Annotated in this window: 8 protein-coding genes; 4 read left to right on the forward strand and 4 right to left on the reverse strand. The window is 53.0% G+C overall.

Annotation, left to right across the window (positions count from 1 at the left end):
* Nucleotides 1-122 precede the first annotated feature (122 nt).
* Complete coding sequence (locus ACAW75_RS21485) at nucleotides 123-848, reverse strand: glycosyltransferase family 2 protein (protein WP_370730811.1); 726 nt, start codon at nucleotides 846-848, stop codon at nucleotides 123-125.
* A 94-nt stretch (nucleotides 849-942) separates the two neighbouring features.
* Complete coding sequence (locus ACAW75_RS21490; protein WP_370730812.1) at nucleotides 943-3060, reverse strand: DUF7657 domain-containing protein; 2118 nt, start codon at nucleotides 3058-3060, stop codon at nucleotides 943-945.
* A 252-nt stretch (nucleotides 3061-3312) separates the two neighbouring features.
* Between ACAW75_RS21490 and ACAW75_RS21495 the strand changes: the two genes are divergently transcribed.
* Together ACAW75_RS21495 and ACAW75_RS21500 are read left to right on the forward strand one after the other, a co-directional pair.
* Complete coding sequence (locus tag ACAW75_RS21495; RefSeq protein WP_370730813.1) at nucleotides 3313-4335, forward strand: lysylphosphatidylglycerol synthase transmembrane domain-containing protein; 1023 nt, start codon at nucleotides 3313-3315, stop codon at nucleotides 4333-4335.
* Between the two features lie 22 nt (nucleotides 4336-4357).
* Nucleotides 4358-5119 carry a hypothetical protein gene (locus tag ACAW75_RS21500; protein WP_370730814.1) on the forward strand — a complete coding sequence of 254 codons (762 nt, stop codon included), beginning with the start codon at nucleotides 4358-4360 and terminating at the stop codon, nucleotides 5117-5119.
* 19 nt (nucleotides 5120-5138) lie between these two features.
* Here the strand turns inward: ACAW75_RS21500 and ACAW75_RS21505 are convergent, their stop codons facing one another.
* Complete coding sequence (locus ACAW75_RS21505) at nucleotides 5139-5666, reverse strand: hypothetical protein (RefSeq protein ID WP_370730815.1); 528 nt, start codon at nucleotides 5664-5666, stop codon at nucleotides 5139-5141.
* 193 nt (nucleotides 5667-5859) lie between these two features.
* A complete protein-coding gene (locus tag ACAW75_RS21510) occupies nucleotides 5860-6978 on the reverse strand; it encodes a glycoside hydrolase family 18 protein (protein WP_370730816.1) in 1119 nt (372 codons plus the stop codon).
* A 938-nt stretch (nucleotides 6979-7916) separates the two neighbouring features.
* On the opposite strand from ACAW75_RS21510, the gene ACAW75_RS21515 reads away from it, so the two are divergent.
* Complete coding sequence (locus ACAW75_RS21515; RefSeq protein ID WP_370730817.1) at nucleotides 7917-10973, forward strand: SusC/RagA family TonB-linked outer membrane protein; 3057 nt, start codon at nucleotides 7917-7919, stop codon at nucleotides 10971-10973.
* Between the two features lie 25 nt (nucleotides 10974-10998).
* Nucleotides 10999-12582 carry a SusD/RagB family nutrient-binding outer membrane lipoprotein gene (locus ACAW75_RS21520; protein ID WP_370730818.1) on the forward strand — a complete coding sequence of 528 codons (1584 nt, stop codon included), beginning with the start codon at nucleotides 10999-11001 and terminating at the stop codon, nucleotides 12580-12582.
* Nucleotides 12583-12598 lie beyond the last annotated feature (16 nt).

A 12598-nucleotide genomic window follows, 5' to 3' on the forward strand; every position in this document is an offset into this window, starting at 1 on the left:
CTAAAAAGTTTACTGTTTACTGTTTACTGTCTTCTGTTGCGCTGCCTGGGTACGTATTGCTAACGAGCAGCGCAACAGAAAACAGTAAACAGAAGGCTAAGGACGGAAGACAGAGGACTTTTTCAAACTGGTTTTAGTCCCTTTCCCCGTAGCCGCAGGTAGATGAACAGAATACCGAGCGATACTTTAGCCATGTAATAAACCGCCCGGCTACTGTTGATGCTCGATACGCCGCCCTGCCGTTCCTGCATCAGAACGGGTACTTCCATCATCCGTAGACCGTATAGGCCAAACTGTACAATGGCTTCTGGCTCAGGGTACTCGTCGGGGTAATAACGCTCAACAACGGCCAGTGTTTTGCGGTTGAACGCCCGAAAGCCCGACGTACTGTCGTGCACCGTTTGCCCGATAAGCAGCTGATTGAGCCAGCGGAAATACTTGATGCCCAGCCTCCGGGTTAGCGACGACTGAAACCCTTCTTTGGTCAGGAACCGCGACCCAATGACCACGTCGGCCTTGTCTTGCAAGAGGGGCGTCAGAATTTTCGATAGTTCATTGGCCGGGTGTTGCCCGTCGCCGTCCATCTGCACCGCCGCATCGTAGCCATGCCGGTAAGCGTACTTGTAACCGGCATGCATGGCCCCGCCGATCCCCAGGTTCACCGGCAAGTCGAGGTACAGACAGCCCAGCGACCGGATGATCTCAATCGAGCTATCCGTCGAGCAGTCGTTCACCACCAGCACATCGGCATCGAATCCCTGCTGCCGGGTTGTCCGTTGAATCGTGCGCACCACCTCAGCAATAGCGGCCTGCTCGTTGAAACACGGTATGACGATGAGGATCTTCAAAATTAGTTTACTGTTTACAGTTTGCTGTTGCTCCGCTTCTCCAGAACCGCTGATTTAAGCAGCATAACAGAAGACAGAAAACAGTAAACTATTTTTAATCGATTCGTTCGTAGATGGTCATTGATCCCAGCTCTACGGCTTTCTTCATGCAACGTACCTCATACGGAATCTGGGGCGCGTGGTCGTAAAGCATGTACTTGACATTCAGTTTTTTGAACTTCGGCGAGCAGGGGTCGCCCGCAATCACATACCCATCTTCAAACTGCTGGGCCAGAATGGTGGTATCGCCCTGTGCGCCGTTAATGTACGTCTGGAAGGTCACATGCGCGTAGCGGTTATAGGCCGAGTCGCGCTTCATGGTGGGGTCGAGCACGCTGAAGATCTGCTTCCGGTTGGGAATGTATTTCACCCCCGTAATCTGTTTCGCACCGGTGGCCGTCACCATATACGTAACGAACTGACTGCCATTGACTATCCAGCGGGCATCGGGGTCTTTGTCGACCAGCGTTTTCACGTTCTGGTACACCAGGTTCTCGGTCAGTGGGGTTAGCCCTTTCGAAAGCGGATTGGCTTTCAGGTTCGGCAGCAGGAACAGAAGGATTCCCCCGCAGAAGAGGGCTACTCGGTAGCGGACATTCAGCGAAAACAGCAACAGCCCATTCATCAGGATAAAAAACAGCACCGGCAAAAATGTCTGGTCGGACCGGAGCATCCCTTCCGAATCGTTCACGTTTACGTAGGCGGTATAGACCACAAACGCGATGATTCCAACGATGGCGACGGGCGTAAACCAGGCCGGAATGGCTTGTTTGATGTCGGCAAGGCTTAGATTACGGAGCGAAGCGAGGTACAGGAACAGTAACACAATGCCACCCACGCCCATCGGAATCTGTCCGCGACGGGTAGGAACCATGCTCATCAGCGACGCTTTGGCAATGGCTTCCGGGTAGCCTACTTCGATCCAGAGCCACATCAGGCAGACAAATACCATAGCCCCAGCCAGCATCCAGTCAATTCGGCGCGTGAAGGCGAACAGGGCAATGGCCAGCGGCATCACCACCGGGGCAAAATTCAGATAGTGCGACAGTTCACAGATATTCAGCCACCCCTTCGGGAACTGCTGATCGTTGAAAAACCAACTGTAATATTCAGAATACCAGTTGGCAATGAAGCCCGTGCCGCCTGTTTCGCTGCGTTTACCGGGATACACGGTGCTGGTAACTGCCTTAATCGTTTCATCAATATCGTTCTTGAAGATATAAGTCACAATACCCGCCAGCGCAACCGCACTCACCAGGCTAACCAGCTTAAGCGGTAAGGCTTTGAGCGGAAAAATCGCCTTGCGTTCGTTGAGAACGTACCCAATCAACAGGGAAATGAACAGGTAGGCCATAGGCACCTGATAGGGCGGATAGAGGAGCGTGGCGTAGGAAATGGCGATCCAGATGAGGGCAAAGGCAACGGGAATGTAAACGCGGGGGTTGGTGCTTCTGAGGAGATAGACCGCCGCCACAAACGCTGCCGCGCAATACCCGATCATCGACGATGGAATGAACGACCACCAGACCGTGCCTGAAGAAAGAAACAGGGTGAAGGCCCCCGTCAGTGAAAGCCAGTATTGATTTCGGGAAACCAGCAGGAAAAACAGAAACGTACCCAGCAATAGCACCAGCGGGCTACTATTGTACATCCATGAATAGCCCCGTTCCACGTCGAGAAACATGAACCCCCAGTAGCCTAATTTAAAAATTGTGATTGGGTGCTTTACCGGCAACGTGAGCAACGGTGTTTTCAGGCCGCCGACTGCTTCATTCTCTGCTTTAAAGCCTGTGTTGGCATTCGATAAAATCCAGGGCGCCCCAACGGCGTAATCATCCATCCGAATTCGTTTTGGCGTGCCAGCCACCAACCCGCGTTTGGCGGGGCCACCGTCGGGCAGAATCTCGTTCCAGGCGGGTATAGAAATATAATGCCATTTGAACAGCACGAACAGCAGAAATACGCCCACAAATACCCCCAGCGTGATTTTTACGCGTTTGTCAAACCAGATTAACGTACCTGGCGGCGCAGTAGGTATTGGTGTTGGCGGTGCCGGAGGCGGAACTGAAGCCACAGGAGCAGGCCGCACTTGAGGCGGTGCCACAGTAGACACAACAGGACGCGGACGATCAGTAGCCGGCGAATCGGCTGGTTTTTTGCCTTTTTTACTCATTAGTTCAGTATGGGTCGGGTACTAAAATGGCACGCTACTACGCTGTTAAGTGCTCATCAAGCCCCGGCTATACTAAATGCCAGCGTGGTGCGCTGATCACTTAATGAGAACAAGGCCTGTTAACAGTGTAGCCTAATCAGACAAATTTACCAATTTTGCCGGTAGGGGATTCCTGTCGACCTGTTATTTTCGACCCCTTAAGCCGGTTATAATGTCCCCATATCAAAGGCTGTGCCAACTCGATCTGTCTCCATGAAAAAGACACTTAAACAGCTTTTGCCCCTTGTGCTGGCAGTTGGTCTACTGGCATACGCGCTACGGGGAATGTCTATGGATAGCCTGCTTGATCAACTATACCAGGCGTCGCCTCTCTGGATTACCGTTACTACGCTGGTTGTAGGTATACAAACGCTGTTACGCGCGATTCGCTGGCGAATGTTGCTCCAGGGTCTTGGCTACACACCCTCGAACGGACGAGCCCTATCGGCCATGCTCGCCGGCAGCGCGTCGGGCCTGATTATTCCGGGCTCGGGCGAATTTCTGCGCTGTACGCTGCTGCAACGGAGCGACAACATACCGATCACCGAAAGTGTAGGCTCGATCATCACCGAACGGCTGGTCGATCTGCTGGCCACGGTGGTGTTCCTGACCCTAACCATCCTGCTCGAATCGGGCCGATTGCTGGCCTACGTGCGCCAGTATATGCAACCACCCGCCTGGCTAAAGACCATGACAACGGCACAGTGGATTGGGGTGGCGGCAGCTATTGGATTGGCCATTTTACTGGCCGTTTGGGGGCTGAAAAGGCTGGTCAGGCAGGCATCTATGCAACGAATAGCCGGCCGATTGAAGCTGCGTGACCGGATCGACGGTTTTCGGCGAGGTTTGTTAAGTATCCGGCTCGTGGGCAATCCATTCTTATACTGGCTCACCACATTTTTTATTCACAGCCTATCGCTGGTTACGCTGGTTGCCCTTTTCCGGGCTTTACCTGTTACCGAAGCGCTGCCTGACTCGGCGTCACTGACCATTTTTGCCCTCACGTCGCTTGGTAGCCTAACCATTCCTACCCAGGCAAGTATCGGGTCATATCATTTTCTGGCCAGTCGGGGGTTGGTTGCCTATGGCCTTCCAATTTTGGCGGGTACAGTCTGGGCTACGTTTTCGCACGCTGTTTTTACCCTGATAAACCTGCTGTTCAGTGTGTTTGGCTTCCTGGCCGCGTTGCGTTTTCTGCGCCGAAAGCAAACCTATAAGGTTTCCGAGACCTTATAGGTTTAGGGAACGACTATCAATCATGCCTAGAATCGCCTTACTCTCACTACTCCTCCTGCTAACCGCCTGTTCCGACAAGAAGGAACGTACCCAGGCACCGGCCGACGAGCCGAGCTATACACTATTTTTTATCGATAAGAGCCTGAGCAACAACAGCCTGTCAGAGGCCCGGGCTGTCTACGAGCGTGTCATCCGCGAAGCCATTACTGAGAATGTGCACCAGAAAGGCGACAAGGTGGTGGTGTATTACGTGCACGACAACACCGCCAAAGCCCGCGCACTCGCACTGACGGCACGTACCCAGCTACCCGAAACAGAGGGAGCCAGCCCTACCGACCGGGAGGCTGCCCAGTCTGATTACGAGCTGCAACTGACCCGCGAGCAGGCCACCATGCAGCGGCAGGTGCTGACCAGGCTCGATCAACCCAACACCGACTTATCGAATCAGCATACCGATCTGTGGGGAAGTCTCGACGTACTGGCCCGCGCCGATGAATCAGGTAAGCAGGTACGTGCCTACTACCTGAGCGACATGGTCGAGAGCATGAACGGCCCTGGTCGCCGCGACTTTCATAAAACACCCCCCGCCACTAACCAGCAAGCCGACGAATGGGCTAAGGCCGACGCTAAAAAGCTGTCTGCCCAGTACGTGATCGGCTCGCCAGCCATCCGGCTCGTGCTGCCCTTCGCTGCTACTGCGTCGGCCAAGGAAAACAACCCCACCGTTACCCGCTACTGGCACACCCTATTCGATACGATGGGCGCTGCCGAGGTGGCGGAATAGCAAAAGCCGCTTCAGGTTATTACTGTCCTGCCTCTGATAAGAGGCCTAAAATGACCAGCAAGAAAAAGAGTATCCCAAATAAGAGCAACACAATGGCTTTGGTACTCATCGTGCGCGACAGGGCAACGTTCTCTTCAGTTTCCCAATAATAGTTTAGCTGCTTTACGCTCGGGATCAGGAAGGCATAAAACGGAATGGCAATCGTAACGAACCAGTATGGGTCTGGCAGTCGGCTAAGTATATTGGAGATAATGGCCAGAATGACATAAGCAGTGGCATAGGCACCCGTGGCTATACCCTGATGGCCTTTTTCCCGCGCGTCGTAGTCGATCCTGTCTAAAAGGCCATGTACGAAAAAGACCGCAAAGAAGGCGCGGGCAACCGGACTCACTGATAGATTGTCTTTCTGCTTGATAAACCGCCATGCCTTGTATTGCCACCAAATAGAGTAGATGCCAAACGTGAAAAAGCACAAAAAGAAGAACGCTAAAGGCGTCGTAATCTGGGCATGTCGCTTGGCAATGTAAGTTTGTAGTTCTGGGTTCATCGCGCGAAATAAGGCGTAGTTCAGGCGTTATTAGTAGCTCCTTATGCTTTTGGGCCTAATTATAAGTAGCTAAAATGTGATTGACAACCAGTAGACGCTAAAAGACCATAACCTGTTGGGTGCGCTGCCTAGCGTCACCGGTCTACCACGTATCCCAGTCATAGTAAATGGGTTACCTCCCCGGATGGCTGATCTACTTTAAATCGCGTATCAGGGCGTTGAGTAGCTTTTTCTGATGGAGATCGTAGATATACTCCCAGAACATGACGCCGGCCAGACCTTGCTGCTTTACGTAGGCCACTTTAGGGGCAAAAGAAGCCTCATCGGCGTAGGTGATGAAGGTGCGCGTTGTGGGGTTCCACAGGTACGGTGCTTTGGCATCATTGTCCCAGTAGCGGGTGAAACCATTTTTGCCGATGTAGTTGTCGGCCAGTTCATCATAGCTAATAAACAGGTGTTTACCGGTAGCAGGCTGATACAGCCCATGATCCACAGGCGCTACATCGGTCCAGCCACGCCCATAGAACGGGATCCCCAGAACAATTTTATTCGCTGGCACACCCGCCCGGATATGGCCTTCTACGGCAGAAATAGAGCTATTCCGCGACTGATCGCCCTTTTTCGACTGGGCTAATGGGCTATGGTGACCGGTCACTTTATCATTACCGTGATACAGGTCATAGGTCATGATGTTTACGTAATCCAGGTACGTTTGCGCCTGGCCTAGTTCGGTATGACGGACAAACGCTGTGTCGCCGCCAGTGGCCGCTGTAAGCAAATAATGAGCTGATGAGGGCCGCTTGTCCAGTTTGCCCTGCTCGTCAAGCCGGTCTCGGAGGGCTTTCAGAAAGAGGGTGAAAGTCTGCTTGTCCTCCGGGCGAAAGATGTTGCCGGCACCAATCTGAGCTGGATATTCCCAGTCAATATCCAGCCCATCCAACTTATACTTCGCTAACAGCGCCACGGCATCGTCGGCAAATTTCTTCCGCGAAGCAGCAGTTAGAGCGGCATCCGAAAAATACTGGCAACCGCCCCAGCCACCAATCGAAATCAGAATTTTAAGGTCCTTATTGATCGCCCGCAGCGCCGTTAACGCTACCAGATTGACGGAATCGCGTGCGTTGAGCGGGGCTAGCTTGCCGTCTGCCGCGGGTACGGCAAAGGCGTAATTGATATGAGTCAGCTTACGGGCCTCGATCTGGTCTTTCGTCCAGCCTTTATCGGAGACATACCCGATAACAACCGGTTTCGGATTGATTGTCTGCCCAGGGGTCTCTGTGAATAAGCCAGCGATCAGTAGGCTTGTGGCCACACAAAAACGCTGGATGCAACGAAGCGTACAGGGTATAGTCATAGCGGAGCTGATGGATCAGTAACAGGAAGGAACGCTAATGGCCAACGTACCCAGCAGTTGGGTAGAGCCAAAGGTCGGCCAAAAATAAGACTGGCAGAGTCAATTGATGATACTTATTAAATTAATTTATAAATAGTTCTGACCCTTAAACAAATTGACCATCAGGATAACATTTACTTGAGTAGTAACTGTGAAAAAAATTCAGAAAAGTACTCAGTATACTCACCGCAATTATATACAGGCTGAATAGTATGCAAGTAGTCTGATGACCAGCAACACACTGAATTTACGAGCAGTTCCGCTCAAAAATACGCCGACGTCTGTCAAGTTACGGCCATAAATAATGAGTAATGTCTGTAGAATTTACCAGCACCTATTTACCCTCTCAACGATGTGTACCGATTGTATTTAATAGTTTGATAATAGGAAATTATAGCAAATTGTAAATAATATCGCTAGAAGGTCAACGGATCTTAAAATATTTTAAAAACTAAGAATATATTTGCTGCCAGGCTGATTAAGCCAAATAATATCTTGAAGCGAACGTGCATTTAGCTGTCGCGAGCCGATTGAGGGCCTACCAATGCGATGCCTTAAATAATCGAAAATGTAGTGTAACGTATACTTATTGATTGTCAGCTATGTAGGGTAGCTGTTTGATCAGGCGCCAGAAGCACAGCGTATTTCCCTATTCGTATGAGTGTATGCGGTTTGATACTTATGTAGTTAATAGCTAGGAAAAGAGCAATACAAAAAATAAGATCGACTACAGCTATAGTATAAAAGCCTAAGGGAATAAAAATCTCAGTTAAATGAGAATAAATAATTGCAATGCGTGCCAATTCTTAACTATAAACTAAAAAACGATGAAGCAATGTAGAAACAGATTTACCTTGTTGATTACTTTCATTTTATTGAGTTGTTATGCGGCAGTTGCTCAACAGGTGACTATCCAGGGGAAGGTGTCTGAAAATGCAACAGACGTCATTCCGGGTGCTAACATTTTGATAAAAGGGTCAAATAGAGGTACCGTGACCGACGCCGAGGGGCGTTTCACGATCAGCGCACCCAAAGGCAGTGTGCTGGTTATTCAGTCGTTGGGCTTCGTGGCCCAGGAGGTTACCGTTGGCGATCAGACTACGCTGAACATCACGCTGGCCGTGAGCGACAAAACGCTGGACGAAGTGGTTGTTACGGCCCTTGGTATCTCGAAAGACAAGAAAGCCCTGGGCTATGCCGTATCCGAAGTGAAGGGCAGCGACCTGACGCAGGCCCGGGAAATTAACCTGGGCAATGCCCTGTCGGGTCGGGTAGCGGGGTTGAACGCCAGCAGCACGGCAACGGGCCCCGGTGGGTCGAGCCGCGTTATCATTCGGGGTAACGGCTCGCTGAGCGGCAACAACCAGCCCTTGTACGTGATCAACGGGGTACCTATTGATAACACGAACGTCAACTCGGCGGGTATGTGGGGGGGCACCGATTCGGGCGATGGCCTGAACAGTATCAACCCGGACGATATCGAAACGATGTCTGTCCTGAAAGGGGGAACGGCCGCGGCCCTGTATGGCTCACGCGCGTCGAACGGGGTTATCCTGATCACGACGAAAACGGGCAAATCGCAGCGCGGTATCGGCGTTGAATACAATGGTACCTACACGATGGACAAGCCGTTCTCGCTGAACGACTGGCAATATGTGTACGGCCAGGGAACGCGGGGCGCCAAGCCACTGACGCAGGATGAAGCCATCCAGACGGGTACGTCGTCGTGGGGGGCCAAGCTAGATGGCACCAATGTCATCCAGTTCGATGGGGTGTCTCGTCCGTACGTTGCTCAGAAAGACAACGTCAAGAATTTCTATAATTCAGGCAGCACGTTCTCGAACACGGTTGCGGTATCGGGCGGAACCGATGCGGCCAGCTTCCGGTTTTCGGCGTCTGACATGAACTCGAACAGCGTAGTGCCTAATGCGGGTTTCAACCGTAAGTCGTTCAACCTCAGTGCCAACGCCAATCTCTCGAAGAAAATCGTGTTTGAAGGCGTTGCCCAGTACAACATCGAAACGGGTACCAACCGGACGTTCCTGTCGGATACGCCGAAGAACCCGAACTATGGTGTGCAGCTGATCGCCAACTCGGTCTACATCCGCACGCTGAATCCGGGCTACGACAGCCGCGGGTACGAAGCGCTCTGGAACAGCAACGTGTATTCGACCAACCCGTATTTCGCGGTAAACAAAGTGCCGAACAGCGACGTCCGGAACCGGTTTATCGGCCAGTTCTCGCTGCGGTACAATATCACCGACTTCCTGTATCTGCGTGGCCGGGTGGGAACAGACTACAACCAGACCAAATTTGTCAGCGTTGAACCAACTGGTCTTGCCTACTCAACGCGGGGTAGCATGAGCCGCACCAACACGCAGATTGGTGAGACAAACGCCGAACTGCTGCTGGGCTTCAACAAGGAGTTTGGCAGCATCTCGGTGAACGCCCTGGTTGGTGGTAACCAGATGCGCCGCTCTACGGAAAACCTGCGCTACAACGGCCAGTATTTCGTAGTGCCGTTCAATTACTACCTCGACAACACGGTGACGAAAACGCCGGGTTACGACTACAGCGCGCTGGGCATCAACTCGGTGTTCGGCTCGGCCGATATTGGCTACAAGAACATCCTGTTCCTGACCTTGACGGGCCGCCAGGATTGGTTCTCGACCTTATCGAAACAGAACAACAGCCTGTTCTATCCATCGGCGGGCTTGAGCTTCGTAGCGTCTGACGTGATGAACAACCGGCCAAACTGGTTCAACTACGGTAAAATCCGGGCATCGGTGGCGCAGGTAGGTGGTGGTTACCCCAACCCATACGCCCTGAACCTGACGTATAACCTTCAGACCAACAACTACATCGGCGATATCCCGCTGATGTCGGTCAACGGCGGTACCATCCCGAACGCACTGCTGCAGCCCAACACCTCGACCACGACGGAATTCGGTATAGAAAGCAAGCTGTTCAACAACAAACTGGGTGTCGACCTAACGTTCTATAACCGCACGACGACGAACGATGCCGTTACGGCCTCTACCTCATCGGCCACCAGCTACGGCAGCGTACTGTTGAACGTGGGTAAAGTGGTGAACAAAGGTATTGAGGTGTTACTGACCGGCACGCCGATCAAAAAAGCGAGCGGCTTTACCTGGAATGTGTCGTACAACTTTGCGTACAACGACAACAAAGTGGTGAAGATCACCGACGACCTGACCACCTTCCAGGTCGATCAGTCACGTACCCAGAGCGCCTATATTTATCACTACGCTGGCCAGCCCTACGGCATGATCACGGGCTATCAGGCACTGCGGAATGCCAGCGGCCAGGTCGTCTACAACTCGGCAACGGGTTTACCGCTGCAAAGCGCGCTGATGCCACTGGGTCGTGGTGTTCCGCCCGTGACCATGGGGCTGACCAACACATTCAGTGTGAGCAACTTCTCGTTCAGCTTCCTGCTCGATGGTAAGTTCGGCTCTAAAATCTACAGCGCCACGAACTACTACGCCACGGCCAATGGCCTGACGCAGGAAACGCTGAACGGTCGCGAAGGGGGCATCACCGTGACGGGCGTTACTCAGAACGGCGATGCATTCACCAAAACCCTGTCGGCACAGGATTACTACGGCAGCAGCGCCTACCGGAACATCACCGAGAACTTCGTGTATGATGGCAGCTTCGTGAAACTGCGTCAGCTGACGTTTGGCTATTCACTGCCCCGGTCATTCCTGGCCAAAACGCCGATTCAGGCCGCAAGCCTGTCGCTGGTGGCGCGTAACCTGCTGATCCTGTACAAGAACGTACCTAACGTTGATCCGGAATCGAACTACAACAACGGCAATGCCCAGGGGCTCGAGATGTTTGGTGTACCACCCGCTCGCAGCTACGGTCTAAACCTGAACGTTCGTTTCTAACTCACCGCTTTTAACGCATTTACCCATGTTACGATCTCTTAAGACATACCGATTACCGGCGTTGGCCTCTCTGCTGGCAGCAGGCCTGCTCCTGGCGTCCTGCGATAATGGCTTCGAGCAGCTGAATACCAACCCCAACGCACTGACCACTCCGGTTATTCCTAACCTGCTGTCGTATTCGCAGGTTAAAACGGCGGGTACCGGCTACGAAAACCACCGGGGCAACCTGATCTATGCCGGTGCCATGATCCAGCACTTCTCGTCGTTGACCACCTACTGGTCGGGCGATAAGTACCTGTACAATGCCCCTTATTCAGATGCCTATTTCGAAACGGCCTATGGTGAACACGTGAAGAACGTGGAGCAGATCATTGCCCTTACAAAAGGCGATGCTGCGCAGGTGAACCTGTACAACATTGCGCGGATCTGGCGGGTGTTCGTCTATCACCGCATCACCGATCTGTACGGCGACATTCCGTACTCGCAGGCGGGCCAGGGGTATCTGACGAGCGTGTTCAGTCCGAGATACGACAAGCAGGCCGACATTTATGCCAACATGCTGACCGAGCTGGACCAGGCGGCGGTTGCGCTGGATAATACCAAGACGGGCTACGGCGCGGCAGACCTGATCTACGCGGGTGACCTGACCAAGTGGAAGAAGTTTGCCTATTCGATGATGCTGCGGCTGGGTATGCGCCTGACCAAAGTGGATGCGGCGGCGGCCCAGACCTACGTGAAGAAAGCCATTGCGGGCGGTGTGATGCAGAGCAACGACGATCTGGCGAAGATCAACCACGCGGAAGGCAACGACAACACGAGGAACCTGGACGGCAATACGCTCAGAACGCAGGAATACGATGCCGCCAACCTGAAAGGAAAGGCAAACAGCAAACTGAGCAGCACGTTCATTAACTTCCTGAAGAACAATAACGACCCCCGTCTGCCCTTCATCGCTACGTTATGGCAGGGTAACGCCAACCCAGCCCTGGAAGCAACAGCTACCGACCCAGCCAGGCAGAAAGGCTTGCCAAACGGGTTTGATGCGCAAACGATCAAGTCGCTGATTCCGGGCTGGGGCGTGACCGATTCGCTACCGGCGTACTCAGAAGCAAACCTGAACAAGATTGCCAGCAACAGCGCGCCAACCGTGTTCCAGAGCTACGCCGAAGTAGAATACCTGCTGGCCGAGGCAGCTGTTCGGGGTTGGGGTGATGGGCAGGCTGCTATTCATTACAACAAAGGGGTAACGGCCGCCATGAGCATGATGTCGCTGTATGGAGGCACCGTCAGTGCGGCTGCTATCACCACGTACCTGACGGCGCACCCGTATCTGAGCACCGGCACAACGGCGCAGCAGATGGAGCAGATCGGCACCCAATACTGGGCGGTAAACTTCCTGAACTCCTACGAAGCCTACGCCAACTGGCGCCGTACGGGTTATCCGGTGCTGACGCCAACCAATTACGTAGGTAACGAAACGGCGGGTGTCATTCCCCGTCGCCTGCGGTATCCATCAACCGAGAGCAGCAAGAATGCAGCGCAGTACAACGCGGCGATCGCTGTTCAGGGGCCAGACCTGCTGACGACCCGCATCTGGTGGGATAAGTAAGATCCAGGATTTGGGA

It is taken from the genome of Fibrella arboris (genome assembly GCF_041321095.1).
GTDB classification, from domain to species: domain Bacteria; phylum Bacteroidota; class Bacteroidia; order Cytophagales; family Spirosomataceae; genus Fibrella; species Fibrella arboris.